Below are 18,487 nucleotides of genomic sequence, written 5' to 3'. Positions count from 1 at the left end.
GGTGGTGGCGCAGGAGGTGAAGAGCCTCGCCAGCCAGACCGCACGCGCGACCGACGACATCGCGACCAAGATCGCCGCGATCCAGGCCGCGACGCACAGTTCGGTGACGACCAGCGTCGGCATCCGCACGACCGTCGGCGAGGTCCAGGACAGCGCGCTGCGGATCCGCCAGGCGATGGACGCGCAGGCGCGGACCGTCGCGTCGATCACCGCCGCGGTCGACGAGACCGCGCTGGCCGCCGACACGATGTCCGCGACGATCGACATGATCCGCGGCGATGCGGAGGCGGTCGCCAACGAGATCACGCTGCTCGGCCAGGATTTCGGGCTGATCGACGACAAGCTGAGCGTGCTGCGCGGTGCCGCCGACGGGTTTTCGTCCAGCGTCGCGTGAGCGACCTCACCGCTGTGCAATCGGGCAGGTGACGGACCCTTACCGGGCGCGCTAAGGCCCCGGGCATGACCATCCTACTCACAGGGTCGAGCCGGGGCATCGGCGCGGCCATTCACCAGGCGCTGACCGACGCAGGCGCCACCGTCATCGGGCACAAGAGCAGCAACGGGGGCAGCGCGAGCGGGCTCCCCGCCGACTTTGCCGATCCCGCCGGGCCGACCGCTTTGTGGACCGCCGCGCTCGAGCAGGCCGGCGGCACGATCGACGTGCTGATCAACAATGCCGGGGTGTTCGAGGCAAGCCCGCTGGGTGACGGCGACTGGACCGCTCAGTGGGAGCGGACGATGCGGATCAACCTGACCGCGTCCGCCGAACTGTGCCGGCTCGCGGTGCTGCACTGGCAGGCGCGCGGGTTTGCGGGCCGGATCGTCAACATCGCCAGCCGCGCCGCCTATCGCGGCGATTCGCCCGCGCACTGGCATTATGCCGCGTCGAAGGCGGGAATGGTGGCGATGACCAAGACGATCGCGCGCGGCTATGCCCGCGAGGGGATCCTCGCCTTTGCGATCTGCCCCGGCTTCACGATGACCGGGATGGCGGAGGAGTATCTGTCGAGCCGCGGCGGTGATGCGCTGCTCGCCGACATTCCGCTCGGCAAGGTCGCGGACCCCGCCGAAGTCGCCTCGGTCGCACGCTATTGCGCGCTCGAGGCGCCGGCCTCGATGACCGGCGCGGTGATCGACGTGAACGGGGCGAGCCATGTCCGCTGAGAGCTGGAAACTGACGCTGCCGTGCACGCGCGCGGAGGCGGAGGCGATCGATGCGAGCGGCGATCTGGGCGACGCGATCCCCGGCGACGCGGTGCTGATGACCACCGAGGAGATCGAGGACGACGTCGAATCCTGGCGGCTCGACGCGTATTTCGAGCATGAGCCGGGCGCCGACACGGTCGCGGCGGTGCGCGCGCTGGTGCCGAGCGCGGCGGGGGCCAGAATCGCGGTCGAGCGGCTGGCCGCGGCGGACTGGGTGACGATGAGCCAGGCGGGGCTCGAGCCGCTGTCGGTCGGGCGGTTCTTCGTCCACACCCGCGCGCATGCCGATGCGGTGCCCGAGGGCAAGCGCGCCTTCCTGATCGAGGCGAGCCGCGCGTTCGGGACGGGGCATCACGAGACGACCAGCGGGTGCCTGGCGATGCTCGACGGGCTGGCGGATGCGGCTTTCGGCAACGTCATCGATATCGGCACGGGGACCGGGCTGCTCGCCTTTGCCGCGGCGCATCTGTGGCCCGATGCGGCGGTGATGGGGACGGATATCGATCCGATCTCGATCGAGGTGACGCAGGAGAATGCGGACCTGAACGGCGTCGCGGGGATCGACCTGGTGGTGGCCGACGGCACGCTCGACGACGCGATCGTCGCGCGCGCGCCCTATGACCTGGTGATCGCGAACATCCTGGCGGGGCCGTTGGTGTCGATGGCGCCCGAGATCGCGTCGATCGCCGATGCGGGGGCGACGATCGTGCTGGCGGGGCTGCTCGAGACGCAGCGCGCGGGCGTGGTCGCGGCGTATATGGCGTGCGGGTGCTCGCTGGAGGCGGTCGACCGGCGCGGGGACTGGAGCGTGCTGCGGCTGCGCGCGGGGGCGACGCGGTTCGTGGCGGACGGGCCGTTCGATCCCAAGGGGCGCGACGGGTGGGCGCTGGATATTTGATCGGCCTGCGCATCGCCTCCCACCTGACGCCACCCCGGCGGAGGCCGGGGCCCAGTTGGGATGGCGGTTCGGTTCCATCTCCGGGGTTCGCCCAACTGGGCCCCGGCCTTCGCCGGGGTGGTTCGTGGGTGGGGGGCGTTCGGTTTCACGAAGTGATACGGCCCCGCGCTGGATATCTGAAAGCCCCTCCCCAGGAAGTCTGTTCCCCCGCGAAGGCGGGGGTCCAGTCTGGGCCCCCGCCTTCGCGGGGGAACATGGGGGTGCGGCCTGCGCCTTGCCTCACACTTTACACCACCCCGGCGGAGGCCGGGGGCCAGTTGGGTGAAGCTTCGCGCATGAATCGCACCGCTATCCCAACTGGGCCCCGGCCTTCGCCGGGGTGGTGGCTTTATGCGGCGCCTGTGGCCTTGGCGTTCGCATAGGCCTGCGTGCCGTGCGTCAGCACGACGTCGCCGGGTTCGATCCGGGCGACGGGGATGTCGGGCTGGGCCTTCAGTTCCTCGTACAGCGGTGCGAAATCGGTCTCGACCGTCAGGCGCAGCAGTTCGTCGAAGCTCGGGATGACGAAATAATTCTGCTGGAAATCGTCGATCCGGTACTCCGTCCGCATGACACGCGCGAGGTCGAGCGCGATGCGGTTGGGGCTGGGGTCGTCGAGCGCGAAGCGGGTTTCGGCGAAGCTCGAGACGATGCCCGAGCCGTAGATGCGAAGCCCCTCGGGCTCTGCGATCAGGCCGAATTCGACCGTGTACCAGTAGAGCCGGCCGAGATATTTGAGCGCGTCGAGCCCGAGCGCGCGCTGGCCGCCGCGGCCATAGGCCGCAAGATAGTCGGCGAAGACCGGGTCGGCGAGCATCGGCACATGCCCGAACACGTCGTGGAAGACGTCGGGTTCCTGGAGATAGTCGAGCTGGTCGGGACGGCGGATGAAATTGCCGGCGACGAAGCGGCGATTGGCCATGTGATCGAAGAACACGTCGTCGGGGACGAGCCCGGGCACCGCGACGACCGACCAGCCGGTGAGCTTCATCAGCCGTTCGGACAGTTCCTCGAAATCGGGAATGCCGGGCTTCGACAGTTTCAGCACGTCGAGGCCGCGCAGCCACGCGTTCGACGCGCGGCCGGGGAGCAGCTTCGACTGGCGCGCGAACAGCGTGTCCCAGGTCGCGTGATCCTCGGCGGTATAGCTCGACCAGTTTTGCGGGATCGTCCAGTCGGGTGCCCCTTCGGGCGGCGTGCTGAGCACGTGCGTTTCTTCTAGCATGGCCATCGTCTAGCATGACCGAATGACAACGGAAACGCGCTGGATTCATTGGTCGTTAAGGATCCTTGCGGTCGTCCTCGGGCTCGTTGCAGCCTATGCGGTGGCGGGGCTGGTTGGCGGGGCGATCCCGGCCAACCGGGACTGGCGCCCTCCCCCGCGCGGCATCCGCATCTTCGTCGAGAGCAACGGGGTGCATACCGGGATCATCGTGCCGAAGGTCGCGGCCGGGGTGGACTGGCGCGGGTTTGCCCGGCCCGCCGACCTGCGCGACCCGCGTTATGCCGCGTCCGATCACCTGGCGATCGGCTGGGGGGAGAAGGCGTTCTTCCTCGAGACGCCGACCTGGGCGGACGTGAAGCTGCGGACCGTGCTGGCGTCGGCGACCGGCAGCGACGCGGTGCTGCTGCATGTCGAGCATCTCGCCGCGCCGGTGCCGGGTGGCGACGTGCGGCCGGTGATGTTGAGCGAACGCGAGTATCGGCGGCTGGCGGGGTATATCGCGGCGACGATCCGGCCGGGGGGACGGGCCTATCCGGGCTATGCCGGTTATGACGCGTTCTACGATGCGCGGGGGCATTATAGCGGGGTGGCGACGTGCAATGCGTGGACGGGGGATGCGCTGCGGTTTGCAGGCGTGCGGGTCGGATGGTGGACGCCGTTTCCGGCTACGGTGATGTGGTGGTTTTGAGCTGAGATTCCAGCGATTTTCTGCTTACCCACCCCGGCGGAGGCCGGGCCCAGTTGGGGGACGGCGATAACAGCGCGCTGCCCCTTGCCAGCAGCGGCCCCCAACTGGGCCCCGGCCTTCGCCGGGGTGGTATTGAGCGTTGGGGGTGCCCCCTCCCCTCACTCCCCCGCGCGGTACCCCTGATATTGCCCGCATTCGCCGCGCCGGGGGTCCTTCTTGCAACGTTTGGCGAGTTCCTTGCGCTGCTTGCCCTCCTCGGCCTCCTGCTTGCGCATCTTGCGGCCGTAATTGCGGTCCGATTCCTCCTGGCTGGTGGTGGTCCAGTCGACCGCCTTGCCGGCGACCTGGAACGGCGCCTTCACGATCGACGTCGCAGTGCTGATGCAGCCCGCGGTCATCAGGGGCAGGATCGCCAGAACGGGAAGAACCTTACGCATCTACTTCACTCCCGCGCGCAGCCGATCGCGCGCCTGCGCTCCGTATAGCGGAAAATCGGTGAAGAATCCGTCGATACCTTGCGCGAGCCCGGCGTCGATCTCCGCGGCGATGTCGCCCTGCGCGGCGGGATCGGTGCCGCGGCGGAAGCGGTTGGGGAGGAACATGTTCTCCGCGCGGTAGGTCCAGGGATGGACGCGCAGCCCCGCTTCATGCGCGTCGGCGACCAGCGGCGACGGCGTCGTGCCCGCCCACAGCATGCCCTTGTTCGGGCCGATGCCGTACGCATAGCCCGCCACCGCCTTCAGGCCCGCGGGCGTGATCATCGCCGCATAGCTAGGCTGGGCGGCGTCGGCGGGGCCGCCCTCGCCGTCGATCAGCTGGATCAGGCGCACCCGCGTCACCGCGTGGAGCCGCTGGAGGTTCTTCACCTCGAACGACTGGATGAACACCGGTGCCGTCGCCGAATCCCAGCCCGCCGCCTTGAGCTGCGCGACCAGCAGCAGGTCGGTCGGATGGCCGATGCCGGCGAAATAGGTTGGGTGCTTGGTCTCGGGATAGATGCCGATCGTGCGGCCCGTCTCGGCGGAGCGCCGCTTGGCGAGTGCGATGATCTCGGCGAGCGTCGGGATCTCGAACCGGCCGTCATAGGCGGTGTTCGCGGGGCGGAGTTTCGGCAGCCGCTCCTTCGCGCGCAGCGTCTTCAGTTCGGCGAGCGTGAAATCCTCGACGAACCAGCCGGTGAGGTTGTGCCCGTCGATCGTCTTGGTCGTGCGGCGGCTGGCGAATTCGGGATGGTCGGCGACGTCGGTCGTGTCGGCGATCGCGTTTTCGTGCCGTGCGACGAGCACGTCGTCTTTCGTCGGGACGAGGTCGGGCTCGATGAAGTCCGCGCCCTGATCGATCGCGAGGTCGTAGGCGGCGAGCGTATGTTCGGGCCGGAGCCCGCTCGCACCGCGGTGCGCGATCACGATCGGGGGTGTCGAGGGAGGATTTTTCGGTGTCATCGCAACAGATTGCCCGCCGGCGACGCCAAGTACCAGCGCGGCGATTCGTGAGAGCCAATCGCAATAGGAAACCATTCGACGCATCGGCGTTCAGTCCTCATATTTCCCGGATCCAGAAGGGGCGACCCCATGCATTTCACGATCAATGGTCAATCATATGACGCCGAGCCCGATATCCGCACCTCGGTGCTCGACCTGTGCCGCGAGCATCTCGGCCTCACCGGCTCGAAAAAGGGCTGCGACCACGGCCAGTGCGGGGCGTGCACCGTCCTGATCAACGGGCGCCGCGTCAATTCCTGCCTGACGCTCGCGGTCATGCACCAGGACGACGAGATCACGACGATCGAGGGGCTCGGCCAGCCGGGCAACCTCCATGCGCTGCAGGATGCGTTCGTGCGGCATGACGGTTACCAGTGCGGCTATTGCACGCCTGGCCAGATCTGCTCGGCGGTCGGCATGCTCGACGAGGTCAAGAAGGGCTGGGCCAGCCACGCCTCGGGCGACCTGACCGATCCCAAGTTCGACGATGCCGAGATTTCGGAGCGGATGAGCGGCAATCTGTGCCGTTGCGCCGCCTATCCGAACATCGTCGATGCGATCCGCGAAGTCGGTGACACCGCGCCCAAGGGCCGGTCCGCGGACGAGAAGGACGCCGCGATGGACGCCGATGCGCGCGGGGAGATGGTGGCATGAAGACCTTCACCTATGAGAAACCAGCGACCCCCGAGGCCGCGGTCCGGGACGCCGGGACGACCGGCGCGCGGTTCATCGCGGGCGGGACCAACCTGCTCGACCTGATGAAGCTGCAGGTCGAGACGCCCGACACGCTCGTCGACATCAGCCGCCTCGATCTCGCGAAGATCGAGGAGCGCGAGGATGGCGGGCTGACGATCGGTGCGCTGGTGCCGAACAGCGACCTCGCCGCCGACCGTCGCGTTGTCGCCAAGTACGAGGTGCTGAGCCGCGCCCTGCTCGCGGGCGCATCGGGCCAGCTGCGCAACAAGGCGTCGACCGGGGGCAACATGCTCCAGCGGACGCGCTGCTATTATTTCTACGACACCGCGGCCGCGTGCAACAAGCGCGAGCCCGGCAGCGGCTGTTCGGCGATCGGCGGCTTCAACCGCATCCTCGCGGTGCTCGGCACCAGCGAGCAGTGCATCGCGACGCATCCGAGCGACATGGCGGTGGCGATGCGCGCGCTCGACGCGACGATCGTGACCTTGAAGGCGGACGGCGATCGCCGGCGCATCTCGGTGCACGAATTCTACCGCCTGCCGGGATCGACGCCCGAGATCGAGACCGTGCTCGAGACGGGTGAACTGATCACGCATATCGAGCTGCCCGCACCGCCCAAGGGCAAGCAGGCCTATCGCAAGGTGCGCGACCGTGCGTCCTATGCGTTTGCACTCGTCTCGGTCGCGGCCGTGGTCGACGTGAAGGACGGCGTGATCGCGTCGGCCTCGCTCGCGTTCGGCGGGCTCGGGCCGATGCCGTGGCGCAATCCGGCGGTCGAGGCCGCTCTGGTCGGCAAGGCGCCGTCGGACGAGGCCTTCGAGGCCGCGGCGACCGCGCTGCTCGCCGATGCCAAGGGCTATGGCTCGAACGACTTCAAGATCCCCCTCGCGCGTCGCACGCTTATCGCGACGCTGCGCACCGTAACGGGAGCATAAACATGTTCGGTTTTGGAACCACCAACAGCCTGACGATGGACAAGCCGCATCCGGACAGTCTTCTGGACAGCGGCGTTCAGGGCGTCATCGGCAAGCCGCTCGACCGGATCGACGGTCCGCTGAAGGTCAGCGGCACCGCGACCTATGCGGCGGAATATCAGTTCGACGACATGGCCTACGGCGTGCTCGTCGGCACGAAGATCTCCGCGGGCAAGGTCGTGTCGATCGACGTCGATGCCGTGAAGAGCATTCCCGGCGTGCTCGACGTCGTCACCGACTTCGACCAGTTCATCCGCGTGTCCGCACAGGGCGGCGCGACCGATGCACCGACGCAGGGCGTCAAGGACATCGCGTTCTTCGGCCAGATCGTCGCGATCGTGCTCGCCGAGAGCTTCGAGGTCGCGCGCGATGCGGCGGCCCGCCTGCCGATCGTCTATGACGAGGCCGAGGGCCAGTATGACTTCGCCGCGCACCGCGACGAGACGCGGACGCCCCCCGACGATGCAGCCCCTGCGCATTTCAAGCAGGGCGATGTCGACACGGCGATGGCCAATGCGGCGGTGACGGTCGATTCGACCTATGTCACGCCGAGCCAGAATTCGGCGGCGATGGAGCCGCACGCCTCGACCGCGGTGTGGGAAGAGGACGGCTCGCTGACGCTGTACGGCGCCTATCAGATGCCGACGTCAGACGCGCAGCAGCTGGCAAAGTCGCTCGGCCTGTCGGAGAAGAAGGTACGGATCGTAGCGCGCTATATCGGCGGCGGTTTCGGGTCGAAGCTCGGCATCGCGCCCGAGAGCGTCGCGGCGGCGATCGCCGCCAAGCAGCTCGGCCGTCCGGTCAAGGCGGTCATGTCGCGCCCGCAGGTGTTCGAGGCGACCGTGCGTCGCTCGAACACCGAGCAGCGCGTCCGGCTCGCGGCAAATGCCGAGGGCAAGTTGACCGCGATCGGGCACGAGACGCTCGCGTCGAACCAGTCGACCGAGGATTATTTCGAGCCCGCCGGCATCGGCACGCACCTGCTCTATGGCGGCGAAAACCGGCTGATCACGCATGAGCTGGTCGACGTGAACCTCGTCCTGTCGGGCTCGATGCGCGCGCCGGGCGAAGCGGTCGGGATGCTCGCGCTCGAGGGTGCGATGGACGAGCTCGCCGAAAAGCTCGACATGGATCCGATCGAGCTGCGCAAGCGCAACGATCCGCGGATCGATCCGGAGAAGGACGTCCCCTATTCGTCGCGCAACCTGACGCGCGCGCTCGACGAGGGTGCCGTTCGGTTCGGCTGGGACAAGCGGCAGAAGGCCGGCACGCGCCGCGAGGGCGAGTGGCTGATCGGCATGGGCGTCGCGTCCGCCGTGCGCGGCAACATGATGATGGAATCGTCCGCCAAGGTCGAGATCCATCCCGACGGCACCGCGACCGTGTCGTCGGCGATGACCGATATCGGCACGGGCAGCTACACGATCCTCGCGCAGATCGCGTCGGAGATCCTGGGCATCCCGGTCGAGAACATCACCATGTCGCTGGGCGATACCAATGATCCCCCCGCCGCGGGGTCGGGCGGGTCCTGGGGTGCGGCCTCGTCGGGGACCGCGGTCTATCTCGCCTGCGAGATGCTGCGCGGCAAGATCGCCAAGGCGATGGGCGTCGACGAGGACGGCCTGACGCTGAAGGACGGCAAGGCGATCGGCGACAACCGCTCGACGCCGATCGGCGAGCTGGTCGGCAAGGGCCTCGAGGCGACCGGGCATATCAAGCCGGGCAAGCAGGAGAAGGAAACCTCGCAGGCAGGCTTCGGTGCGCACTTCGCCGAGGTCGCGGTCAACGTCATCACCGGCGAGACGCGCGTGCGGCGGATGCTCGGGTCGTTCGCGGCGGGGCGCGTGCTCAACGCGAAGACCGCGCGGTCGCAGTGCCTGGGCGGCATGACCTTCGGCATCGGCACCGCGCTGACCGAGGATCTGATCCACGACACGCGCACCGGCAAGCTGGTGAACCACGATCTCGGCGAATATCACGTGCCGGCCAATGCGGACGTGCCGCAGATGGACGTCCACTTCGTCGACGAGCGGGATATCCATGCGAACCCGATCCACGCGAAGGGGATTGGCGAGCTGGGGATTTCGGGCGCGGGCGCTGCGGTTGCGAATGCGGTGTATAATGCGACGGGGATCCGGGTGCGCGAGTTCCCGATTACGTTGGACAAGCTGCTGGATCAGTTGCCGGCGGTCTGATCTGCTCCTCCGCGAAAGCGGGGGTCCAGGGGTCACGGGCGGTGTCGCTTGTGACCCTGGATCCCCGCCTTCGCGGGGAAACAGGTGGGGGTGGGCGCCACCCTCCTTACTACAACCCCGGCGAAGGCCGGGGCCCAGTTGGGGGACTTTCCTGACAGGGGATCGTCCTTCGTCACGACGGCCTTCCCAACTGGGCCCCGGCCTTCGCCGGGGTGGTGGTGGTGGGGTGGCTGCGGCCTGCGCTGGGGCGGCGTTGAGACCACGCCGCCACCCTCGTCAAACACCCCCGCCCCCCCTATCTCAGACCCTCCACACCCGAGGACGAGCCTATGACCGACCACGTAATGGACGCCGCGTTCCGCCCGGCCGGGCTCGACCGCGCGACGCAGGGGGTTCTCGGGCGCGGGATTGATCGGGTCGAGGGGCCGGCGAAGGTCACCGGCGTTGCCGATTATGCCTATGAGGGCACGCCCGAGCGGGTCGCCTATGCCGCGATCGTCGGTACGCCGGTCGGCAGCGGCCGCATCCTCAGCATCGACGCGCGTGCGGCCGAGGCGATGCCCGGCGTGATTGCGGTGCTCCACGGCGATCCGCGCATGCCTGCGGGCGAGTCCAATTCCAGCGCGCTGCCGCTGTTCGACACCGACGTCATCCTCCATCTCGGCCAGCCCGTCGCGGTGGTCGTCGCCGAGGACCAGGCGATCGCGCGCGACGCCGCAGCACTCGTCCGCGTCGAGACCGAAGCGGGCGAGGACCGGTTCGATGTCGAAGCGCAGCCAGTCGATACCGATCCCGCGATCGGCTTCGTGCCGCCGGTCGACATGGGCGACCTTGATGCGGCGATGCGCGACGCGGCCGTGACGCTCGATGCGACCTATACGACGCCGGTGCATTTCCCCGCCGCGCTCGAGCCGCATGCGACCACCGCCTGGTGGGACGGCGACCGGCTGACGGTGCGATCGAGCAACCAGGTGATCGGCGCCGCGCGCAAGACGATCGCCAAGGTGCTCAAGATCGACGCCGACAAGGTCCGCGTGCTCGCGCCCTATGTCGGCGGCGGCTTTGGCGGCAAGACCGGCGTCGGCCCCGAGGCGATCCTCGCCGCGATCGCAGCGGAGGCGGTCGGCCGCCCGGTCAAGATCGCGCTGCCGCGGCGCCAGACCGCCTATGTCGTCCACCACCGCTCGCATACGACGCAGCGCATCCGCATCGCCGCCGACGAACGCGGCGTGATCCAGGGCATGGGGCATGAGAGCGTCGCCGCGCAGAATGACGACGCGCCGTTCCTCGAACCCGTGCCGTTCGGGACGATCCCGCTCTATCGCGGGGAGTCGCGGCGGTTCAGGACCGACCTCGTCCGCGTCGACCTGCCTGCGAGCGGCGCGGTCCGCGCGCCGGGCGAGGCGGTCGGCACGTTCGGCGTCGAATGCGCGATGGACGAGCTCGCGGTCCAGCTCGGAATCGACCCGATCGAGCTGCGCCGCCGCAACGAGCCCGACTGCGATCCGGGCAGCGGCAAGCCCTTCTCCACGCGGCGCATGCTCGACTGCTACACGCAAGGGGCAGAGCGGTTCGGCTGGCCCGCCGCCGTCCCCGCGCCCGCATCGGTGCGCGAGGGGGAATGGCTGATCGGGATCGGCATGGCGGCCAGCCTGCGCGGCAATTTCACCGTGCAGGCGCAGGCGCGCGTGCGGCTCGAGGCGGACGGCCGCGCTGCGGTCGAATGCGACATGACCGATATCGGCACCGGCACCTACACGATCCTGGCACAGGCCGCGGGCGAGATGCTCGGGCTGCCGGTCGCGGATGTCGACGTCCGGCTGGGCGATACCGACTTCCCGCCGACCGCAGGGTCGGGCGGGTCGTTCGGTGCAGGGAGCGCGGTGTCCGCGGTGGTGCTGGCGTGCGAGGACATCCTGGCCGAGCTCGCGCTCCGGATGAACGCGGCGCCCGAGGAGCTGAGCCTTCGCGACGGGTGCGTCAGCGCGGGCGGGCGGCAGGTGAAGCTTGCCGACCTGCTGCGCGGGGCGCCGATCGTCGCGATGGGGAAAACCGGCCCCGGCAAGGAGAGCAAGCGGACCAGCCAGGCGAGCCACGGCGCGCATTTCGTCGAGGTCGCGGTCAACGCGGTCAGCGGCGAGGTGCGGGTGCGGCGGATGCTCGGCGTGTTCGACGTCGGCCGCGTGCTCAACCGCAAGACCGCGACCAGCCAGATCATCGGCGGCATGGCCTGGGGCATCGCCTATGCGCTGACCGAGGAGGGCGTCGTCGACACGCGCACCGGCGCGTTCGTGAACCCCGATTTCGGCGAATATCACGTCGCGGTGAACGCCGACATTCCGCAGCTCGAGGCCTATTTCATCGAGGAGATCGACGATTCGGCGAACCCTGCGGGCGCCAAGGGGGTCGGCGAGCTCGGCATTTCGGGTGCGGGCGCGGCGGTCGCCAACGCGATCTACAATGCGACCGGTGTGCGGGTGCGCGATTTCCCGGTGACGCTCGACAAGCTGCTCGAGGGCTTGCCCGCGCTGTAACGTCTGTTCCCACGCCGATGCGGAGGAACGAGAAGAGAGAGAAGACATGGCCGAAAACGATAGCGTGATTGCTGCGGCGAAGACCTGGAAGGGCGAGAAGATGGCGATCGCCACGGTCGTCTCGACCTGGGGCTCGGCGCCGCGCCCCAAGGGGAGCCACATGCTCGTCCACGAGGACGGCCGGTTCGAGGGCTCCGTCTCGGGCGGCTGCGTCGAGAGCGACATCCTCGCCACCGCCGCCGACGTGATCGCCGGCGCGCCGTTCCAGCTGCGGAACTACGGCGTCGCGGATGCGGCCGCGTGGGAAGTCGGGCTGCCCTGCGGCGGCGAGATCGCGGTGATGGTGCAGCCGGTCTCGGCCGAGGGGTTCGACCCCGAATTGTTCGACCGAATCGCCGATGCGCGCGACCAGGGCGATGCGCTGACGGTGACCACCGACCTCGCCACCGGGCACAGCGATGCGCGGCCGGCGGAGACGGGCGAGGTGTTCGTCAACCGCTATGATCCGCCGCGCCGCCTGCTGATCGTCGGCGCGGTGCAGATCGCGCAGGCGCTGGCGGGTCTCGCGCGCGAGCTGGGGATCGCGACGGTCGTGATCGACCCGCGTGCGCGCTTCCTGACCGACGAGCGGTTTCCCGGCGTCACGCTCGACGACCGCTGGCCCGACGAGGCGATCGCGGCGCTGCGCCCGGGTCCGTCGACCGCGGTCGTGACGCTGAGCCACGACATCAAGATCGACGACCCCGCGCTGATCGCTGCCCTTGCGACCGACGCTGCCTATGTCGGTGCGCTCGGCAGCCGGAAGAGCCATGCGGCGCGGCGCGAACGGCTGGCCGCGGCGGGGGTGACCCGTGAGAATATCGACCGGATCGACGCGCCCGTCGGGATCGACATCGGCGCGATCGGGCCGTCCGAGATTGCGCTGTCGGTCGCCGCCGCGATGATCGGAGCGTTCCATGATCGCGGCTGAAGACGTCGTCCTCATCCTGCTCGCCGCGGGCCGATCGCAGCGGTTCGGCATCCCGAACAAGCTCGAGGTGCCGTTCCTCAACAAGCCGGTCGGGCTGCACGTCGTCACCGCGTTCGAGGCGATCCCGTTCCGCGACCGGCTGGTCGTCACCGATGGCTGCACGCTCGATTTCGCGAGTCATGGCTATGCGGTGGTGCATAATGACGATCCCGCGGCGGGGATGGCGCAGTCGGTCAAGCTGGGCGTGCAGCGCGCCAAGGACGACGGCGCGCAGGCGGTGCTGATCGCGCTGGCCGACATGCCGCGCGTCACCGCGGCGCATGTCTACCGGATGCTCGATGCCGCCGACAGCGCGGATGCGGTGGTCGCGTCGAGCGACGGGGTGAAGCCGTCGCCCCCTGCCCTGTTCGGGCGCGACCGGTTCGACTTCCTGCTGTCGCTCGACGGCGATGCGGGCGCGCGCGACCTGGTGCGCGCGGGGCGGCACGTGGTGACCGCGCCGGCCGAGCTGATCGACATCGACACGCCCGAGGATCTGGAGCGACTGCAGGCGCTGGTCCATGACCCGCGCGCGGCGATCACTCGTGCCTTAACGCGTCGATAGGGTTCATCGCGGCGGCGCGGCGTGCGGGGAAATAGCCGAAGACGACGCCGATCACCGCCGAGATGCCGAACGCGAACAGGTTGATCTCGGGCACGAACAGCCACTGGACCTTGATCAGCGGCGCGATGATCGCGATCGCCAGCTGCGCGATCACCAGCCCGATCAGCCCGCCCAGGCACGACAGCACGATCGCCTCGACGAGGAACTGCAGCAGCACCTCGCGCGCGACCGCGCCGATCGCGAGCCGGATGCCGATCTCGCGCGTGCGTTCGGTCACCGACACCAGCATGATGTTCATGATCCCGATCCCGCCGACGACCAGGCTGATCCCCGCGACCGCCGCGACGATGCCGGTCAGCAACGTCGTCGTGCCGGTCAGCGTGTCGGAAATCTGCTTGGTATCGAAGATGTTGAAATCATCCTCCTTGCCCGCGGTGATCGTCCGGCGTTCGCGCAGCAGGTCGGTGATCGACGCCTGCACGGTCGCGGTCGAGAATTTCTGGTCGACGCCCACCAGCATCAGCCGGATGTCGCGATTGCCCGTGAAGCGGCGCTGCACCGCCTTGATCGGCATGATGACCACGTCGTCCTGATCGCCGCCGAACCCCGCCTGCCCGCGCGTCGACAGCACGCCGATCACGTCGCAGCTGATCGCGCCGATTCGCATGCGAAGGCCGACCGCGTCGCCGCCGCGGAACAGGTTGGTGCGCACGGTATTGCCGATGATGCACACCGCCTTGCCCGACGCCTCCTCGACCGGCGTGAAGATCCGCCCGCTCGCCAGCGGCCAGGGCTGGACCTGGAAATAGGCGCTGGTGGTGCCGTTGATCGTCGTCGACCAGTTCGCGCCTTCGTAGATCGCGGTGGCGGTAGCCTGCGCCTGGGGGGCGACCGCGGTGACGCCGGCGATCTGGTTGGCGACCGCAGTGACGTCCTCGGGCTTGAAGTCGGGCGGCCGCGGTCCGCCGCCGCCACGACCGAAGCCCTGACCCGGCCGGATCTGCAGGATGTTGGTGCCGAGCGCGGAGATCGACTGCTGTACCGCCGCGGTCGTCGCCTTGCCGAGCGTGACCATCGTCACGACCGCCCCGACGCCGATGACGATGCCGAGAATGGTCAGGAACGACCGCAGGATGTGGCGGCGGATCGAGCGCAGCGCGAGCGAGAGGGTGGTGCCGAACATTAGACGTTATCCCCGCGCAATGGTTCGTCTCCCCCGCCCGCTTGCGGGAGGGGGTCGGGGGGTGGGCTCGCGGGTTCGGCAAACACCACGATCGAGGCGTGACCGACTATCGCCGCCGGTGCATGCGACGTGAGCGCGTGCCCACCCCCGGCCCCTGCCGCTTGCGGGAGGGGGGAAGACGGGGCCATCACGACTCGACCCTTTCGCCTTGCTCGTGGCGGCTTTCGATGCGTTCGACGAGGCCGTCCTTGAAGTGGACGACGGTGCGCGCGAAGGCGGCCATGTCGGGTTCGTGGGTGACCATCAGGACGGTGATGTTCTGCTCCGCGTTGAGCCGGGTCAGCAGCTGCATGATCTCGACCGAGCGTTCGCTGTCGAGGTTGCCGGTCGGTTCGTCGGCGAGCAGCACATCGGGGTTCGTCACCAGCGCGCGCGCGATCGCGACGCGCTGTTGCTGGCCACCCGACAGCTCGGCGGGGGTGTGGTCCCACCAGTCCGCCAGCCCGACCGTGTCGAGGCTCGCCATCGCCGCCGCACGCCGCGCGCGCTTCTCGTCGCCGCGATAGAGCAGCGGCAGCTCGACATTCTCGAGCGCGGAGGTGCGCGACAGGAGGTTGAACCCCTGGAACACGAAGCCGAGATATTTACGGCGGAGCAGCGCGCGCTGGTCGCGGTCGAGCGTCTCGACATGATGACCGCGGAACAGGAACGTCCCCGCGCTCGGCACGTCGAGACAGCCGAGGATGTTCATCGTCGTCGACTTGCCCGACCCCGACGGCCCCATCACCGCGACGAAATCGCCGCCGGCAATGTCGAGGTCGACGCCTTTGAGCGCCTGGAACATCGTCGCGCCCGCGCCGTACGTCTTGGTGACGCCGCGCAGCGAGATCAGGGGCGGATTACTGGCCACCGCCCCCGCCCTTGCTCGCGCCACCACCGCGACGGCCACCGCCGCCGCGCTTGGTCTCGTCCGAGCCGCTGGCGAGCTGGCCGGTAATGACCTGCGCGCCGGGCTGGAGATTGCCCGACAGGACCTCGGTCATCGTCCCGTTGGTGTCGCCGGTGGTGATCTGCACCGGCTGCGGCGTGCCGTCGGCGCCCTTCACATAGATGGTCTGCTGCGCGCCGCGGCCGAGCGTCGCGGTCCGTTCCGCCCCGCCGCCGCGCCGCGGCCGGAAGGTCAGCGAGCCGGCAATGCCGCCGCCCGCATCGCCCGACGCGGCGGTCGGCTTGAACCGCAGCGCTGCGTTGGGGACGAGCAGCACGCGCTGCCTGTCCGAGGTGACGATATCGGCGGTCGCGGTCATTCCCGGGCGCAGCGTGAGCGACGGATTGGCCACGGTCAGGTCGGCGGCGTAGGACACGACCTGGCCGGTGGTGGTCGTCGTGCTGGTGCTCGAACTCGACGACGTCGCCGAGCTGACCGTCAGGTTCGAGCCGAGATCGACACGCGTGATCGTCGCGGGGAAGGTCTTGCCGGGAAAGGCGTCGACGGTGAAGTTGGCGCGCTGGCCGATCTTGACCTCGCCGACGTCCGCCTCGTCGATCGCGACCTCGAGCTTCATCTTGGTCAGGTCCTCGGCGATGACGAACAGCGTCGGCGTGTTGAACGACGACGCGACGGTCTGGCCGGGATCGATCTGCCGCGCGAGCACGACGCCGGTCACCGGCGAGCGGATGATCGCACGCGCGCGCTGCGTCTGGCTCTGCGCGAGTGCGGCGCGGCTGGCGACGACATTGGCCTCGGCGACCTTCTGCGCGGCGAGCGCGCGCTGATAGTCGGCGCGGCCGGCCTGAAGCTCGGTCTTGGACGGCACGCGCCCGCCCGACAGTCGCGCGACCTCCTCGAGCCGGTTGAGCTGTGCGCGCGATTCGGCGACGGTCGCCTGCGCCTGGTTCACCTGCGCCTGGTTGGCGGCGAGCTGTGCATTGCCCTGGCGGATCTGGTCGTCGAGCTGTTCGGGATCGATCAGCGCGAGCGGCTGGCCCGCGACGACGCGGTCGTTGACGTCGGCGACCACCTTGGTGACCAGCCCCGACAGCTGCGACCCGACCGTCACCTGGTTGGTTGGCGCGAGCTTGCCCGTCGCGGACACCGTCACGGTCAGGTTGCCGCGCTCGGCCGCCTGGGTCGAATATTGCGTCTGCTCCTTGGCGCCGAAGCACTTGGCGAGCAGCAGGCAGAGCAGCACGACGCCGACCGCGATCGCGACCCATTTGATGTAGCGTTTCCAGGGGGCCTGCGGCCTCACGCCCAGAAAGTCGTCGATCGATGCGTCGGCCATCAGCGTGCCTCTGGATTGGAGATGGGCGCTTGCGGGATCACGGTCGCGTCCCAGCCGCCGCCAAGCGCGGCATAGAGCGCGACCAGCGCGGTCGCCGCGTCGGCGCGCGCCTGGGTCGCGCCGTTGCGCGCGGACAGGAGCGCGACCTCCTGCTGGTTGAGCGTGGTGAAGTCGGTCAGCCCGGTGCGATACTGGCTGCGGCTGAGGATCGCGGAGTTGTTCGCGGCATCGAGCGCGATGGCGAACTGGCGCTCACGCTCCTGCGCGGTCTGGAGCGCGACGACCGCATTCTCGACATCCTCGAGCGCGGTCAGCACGGTCGACTTGTAGAAGGCGAGTGCGCCGTCGGCGGCGGCCTCGCTGGTCCGCACCTGGCTGCGCAGCCGGCCGCCGTTGAAGATCGCCTGGGTCAGCCCCGCGAACAGCCCGCCGGTGATCGCATCGCCGATATTGCCGATCGAGGTGGCGTTGGTGTTGATGTTGCCGGTGATCGCGAGCGCGGGATAGAGCTGTGCCTTGGCCACCCCGATCCGCGCGGTGGCGGCGGCCAGCGCGCGTTCGGCCGAGCGGATGTCGGGACGCTGGCGCAGCGTGTCGCCGGGAATACCGACGCCGACCGCCTTCGGCCCGACCGGGATCGGCTTGACCGGCGCGAGCAGCGGCCGGAGCGCGCCCGGCGCCTGCCCGGTCAACACGCCGATCCGCGCGACCGCGGCGGCATATTGCTGGTCGAGGCTCGGGATCGTCGCCGCGGTCTGGGCCCGCTGCGCGCGCGCCTGTTCCTGGTCGAGGCTGGAGACGAGCCCCGCCTGGACGCGGAACCCGGCGATCTCGAGATTGTCGTCCTGGATCGTCAGCGAGGCGCGCGCATTGGCGAGCTGCTGCTGATACAGCCGGGCGAGCACATAGTTGCGCGCGACCTCGCTCTCGATCGAGATCAGCACGGTCGCATAGTCATAGCCTGAGGCTGCGTACTCGGCGCGGCTAGCCTCGATCGTGCGGCGGATCTCGCCGAACACGCCGACCTGGTAGCTGGCGCTCGCGCCGAGCGTGAAGCTGTTGGTGCCGCCGCCGCCGGTGTCGACGACGGTGCCGTCGGGCAAGGTGAACGACCGCCCGCCGCCGCGCAGATTCTCGTTGCGCTGATACCCGCCCGAGCCGCTGAGCGTGGGGAGCAGCAAGGCGCGGTTCTGGATCAGGCTCTCGCGCGCCTGGCGGAGGCGGGCGACGCTCTGCGCGATGTCGAGATTGGTCGCCGCCGCCTGCTCGACGAGCTGGCCGAGCACGGGGTCGTCGAACCGCTGCCACCAGCGCGTCAGGTCCTCGGGGCTGGTCGCGGGGGTGACGGAATAGGCGTCGGGCACCCCCAGCTCGGCCGCCGCCTTCGGACGGTAATCCGGCCCGACCGAGCAGCCGGCGAGCAGGACGGGCATGAGGAGGAAAGCTCGGACGCGGGACATGGGCGGTAGGCATGACGCAATGCCCCTTCCCTCGTCCAGTGGTTTCGTG

General features: G+C 69.1%; 17 protein-coding genes. 10 read left to right on the top strand and 7 right to left on the bottom strand.

Features of this window, described 5'->3' with window-relative positions; all coding sequences use genetic code 11:
• The 3 genes from ASE89_RS21300 to ASE89_RS16215 form a co-directional block, all read left to right on the top strand.
• A partial coding sequence (locus ASE89_RS21300) for a methyl-accepting chemotaxis protein (RefSeq protein WP_236701831.1) occupies positions 1-394 on the top strand: 394 nt, incomplete at its 5' end.
• A 65-nt stretch (positions 395-459) separates the two neighbouring features.
• Positions 460-1,164: an SDR family NAD(P)-dependent oxidoreductase gene (locus ASE89_RS16220; protein ID WP_056679804.1), complete on the top strand. Its 705-nt coding sequence runs from the start codon at positions 460-462 to the stop codon at positions 1,162-1,164.
• The gene (locus tag ASE89_RS16215) at positions 1,154-2,104 is read left to right on the top strand and encodes a 50S ribosomal protein L11 methyltransferase (protein ID WP_056679801.1); all 951 of its coding nucleotides are present in this window, start codon (positions 1,154-1,156) and stop codon (positions 2,102-2,104) included. Before ASE89_RS16220 ends, ASE89_RS16215 begins: the two co-directional genes overlap by 11 nt.
• A 388-nt stretch (positions 2,105-2,492) precedes the next feature.
• Here ASE89_RS16215 and phhA read toward each other — a convergent pair whose 3' ends face one another.
• On the bottom strand, positions 2,493-3,368 hold the full coding sequence (gene phhA / locus ASE89_RS16210; RefSeq protein ID WP_056679798.1) for a phenylalanine 4-monooxygenase: 876 nt from the start codon (positions 3,366-3,368) through the stop codon (positions 2,493-2,495).
• Between the two features lie 22 nt (positions 3,369-3,390).
• On the opposite strand from phhA, the gene ASE89_RS16205 reads away from it, so the two are divergent.
• Positions 3,391-4,056, top strand: coding sequence for a TIGR02117 family protein (locus tag ASE89_RS16205; RefSeq protein ID WP_056679795.1), 666 nt, complete (start codon positions 3,391-3,393; stop codon positions 4,054-4,056).
• Positions 4,057-4,214: 158 nt separating this feature from the next.
• On the opposite strand, the gene ASE89_RS16200 is transcribed toward ASE89_RS16205, so the two are convergent.
• Positions 4,215-4,493, bottom strand: coding sequence for a hypothetical protein (locus ASE89_RS16200; RefSeq protein WP_056679792.1), 279 nt, complete (start codon positions 4,491-4,493; stop codon positions 4,215-4,217).
• Positions 4,494-5,498, bottom strand: a complete 1,005-nt coding sequence (locus ASE89_RS16195) for a glycerophosphodiester phosphodiesterase (protein ID WP_056680796.1) — start codon at positions 5,496-5,498, stop codon at positions 4,494-4,496.
• Positions 5,499-5,627: 129 nt separating this feature from the next.
• Here ASE89_RS16195 and ASE89_RS16190 point away from each other — a divergent pair, with 129 nt between their 5' ends.
• The 6 genes from ASE89_RS16190 to ASE89_RS16165 all read left to right on the top strand — a co-directional run bounded on the left by ASE89_RS16190 (position 5,628) and on the right by ASE89_RS16165 (position 13,510).
• Entirely contained in the window at positions 5,628-6,191 is a 564-nt protein-coding gene (locus ASE89_RS16190; protein ID WP_081874216.1) for a 2Fe-2S iron-sulfur cluster-binding protein, read from the top strand.
• On the top strand, positions 6,188-7,168 hold the full coding sequence (locus tag ASE89_RS16185; RefSeq protein ID WP_056679789.1) for an FAD binding domain-containing protein: 981 nt from the start codon (positions 6,188-6,190) through the stop codon (positions 7,166-7,168). Before ASE89_RS16190 ends, ASE89_RS16185 begins: the two co-directional genes overlap by 4 nt.
• A 2-nt stretch (positions 7,169-7,170) precedes the next feature.
• Complete coding sequence (locus ASE89_RS16180; protein WP_056679786.1) at positions 7,171-9,402, top strand: xanthine dehydrogenase family protein molybdopterin-binding subunit; 2,232 nt, start codon at positions 7,171-7,173, stop codon at positions 9,400-9,402.
• Positions 9,403-9,731: 329 nt separating this feature from the next.
• Positions 9,732-11,936, top strand: coding sequence for a xanthine dehydrogenase family protein molybdopterin-binding subunit (locus ASE89_RS16175; protein WP_056679783.1), 2,205 nt, complete (start codon positions 9,732-9,734; stop codon positions 11,934-11,936).
• Between the two features lie 46 nt (positions 11,937-11,982).
• Positions 11,983-12,906 carry an XdhC family protein gene (locus ASE89_RS16170; protein ID WP_056679780.1) on the top strand — a complete coding sequence of 308 codons (924 nt, stop codon included), beginning with the start codon at positions 11,983-11,985 and terminating at the stop codon, positions 12,904-12,906.
• Positions 12,893-13,510, top strand: coding sequence for a nucleotidyltransferase family protein (locus tag ASE89_RS16165; protein ID WP_031440130.1), 618 nt, complete (start codon positions 12,893-12,895; stop codon positions 13,508-13,510). The genes ASE89_RS16170 and ASE89_RS16165 overlap by 14 nt, the downstream gene beginning before the upstream one ends.
• Here ASE89_RS16165 and ASE89_RS16160 read toward each other — a convergent pair.
• The 4 genes from ASE89_RS16160 to ASE89_RS16145 all read right to left on the bottom strand — a co-directional run bounded on the left by ASE89_RS16160 (position 13,485) and on the right by ASE89_RS16145 (position 18,411).
• On the bottom strand, positions 13,485-14,693 hold the full coding sequence (locus tag ASE89_RS16160) for an ABC transporter permease (RefSeq protein WP_056679777.1): 1,209 nt from the start codon (positions 14,691-14,693) through the stop codon (positions 13,485-13,487). The genes ASE89_RS16165 and ASE89_RS16160 overlap by 26 nt on opposite strands.
• Positions 14,694-14,880: 187 nt before the next feature.
• Positions 14,881-15,537, bottom strand: a complete 657-nt coding sequence (locus ASE89_RS16155; RefSeq protein ID WP_081874217.1) for an ABC transporter ATP-binding protein — start codon at positions 15,535-15,537, stop codon at positions 14,881-14,883.
• A gap of 55 nt (positions 15,538-15,592) precedes the next feature.
• Positions 15,593-16,978, bottom strand: coding sequence for an efflux RND transporter periplasmic adaptor subunit (locus tag ASE89_RS16150; protein ID WP_056679774.1), 1,386 nt, complete (start codon positions 16,976-16,978; stop codon positions 15,593-15,595).
• Complete coding sequence (locus ASE89_RS16145) at positions 16,978-18,411, bottom strand: efflux transporter outer membrane subunit (RefSeq protein WP_236701830.1); 1,434 nt, start codon at positions 18,409-18,411, stop codon at positions 16,978-16,980. Before ASE89_RS16145 ends, ASE89_RS16150 begins: the two co-directional genes overlap by 1 nt.
• Positions 18,412-18,487 lie beyond the last annotated feature (76 nt).

Source organism: Sphingomonas sp. Leaf30 (assembly GCF_001422525.1).
In the GTDB taxonomy this organism is placed as follows: Bacteria; Pseudomonadota; Alphaproteobacteria; order Sphingomonadales; family Sphingomonadaceae; genus Sphingomonas; species Sphingomonas aerolata.
Note: the sequence above shows the minus strand (reverse complement) of the source record. Positions and strands in the feature narration are given on the sequence as shown.